The following is a 690-nucleotide window of genomic DNA, read 5'->3' as shown; positions in this document are numbered from 1 at the left end:
AAATATGAAACGTGCATTAGTCATACAATATTTATTAATAGCATTTCTCATTTCCTCATGTGTGACAATCTACAATAAGGATAAGCTCTCGATTAACAAGCTCGATGATAGGAATATTCCGATTCTTAAAACGCATGGGATTTTCATGGCGAAACAGGAAAAATCCTTTCTGCCATTAGTATTGTTCGATAACGGATATTTCCATATGAATTTCTCATATGATCAGAACCCTACTTCAGATAACAGTTCATACCTTCATCAGCTTCAATCAGACTCAATATTCTTCCAGGAAAACAAAAAATACGGCATCTGGGGGTGGGGTGTTTGGTGGACAGAAGGTGACAGTATTTTTATGGAACATTATGTCAATCGAGCAGGTAACTACGACCTGAATTACTACGAAGGATTGATTAATTCAGACACGACATTCAACTTGAAATATCAGCTTGGAACTCGTGCTAAAACCGACACCCTTGAATTCACTTTTTTTATGACCGAGTCCATGCCAGACTCACAGAACTACATACAATTAAACTTGAACAAATTCGGAGAAAAATAGAAATACCCCCAACATTATATTCACGTAATGCGGGCTGAACGTCTAAAAATGAATATCTTTCAAGCAACAAAGATTACGGTATATTGAAAGTAAGTACTTCGAAAACCCGCACTACGCTAATACATGCCGTT

Annotated in this window: 1 protein-coding gene; it reads left to right on the top strand. The window is 36.8% G+C overall.

The features are described 5' to 3' along the window. Positions 1–559 (top strand): hypothetical protein (locus G3O08_RS20805; protein WP_204336983.1); only part of this gene is annotated, 559 nt, incomplete at its 5' end. Between the last annotated feature and the right edge of the window lie 131 nt (positions 560–690).

Source organism: Cryomorpha ignava (assembly GCF_010686655.1).
GTDB classification, from domain to species: domain Bacteria; phylum Bacteroidota; class Bacteroidia; order Flavobacteriales_D; family Cryomorphaceae; genus Cryomorpha; species Cryomorpha ignava.
This window is presented reverse-complemented; position numbering and strand designations above follow the sequence as displayed.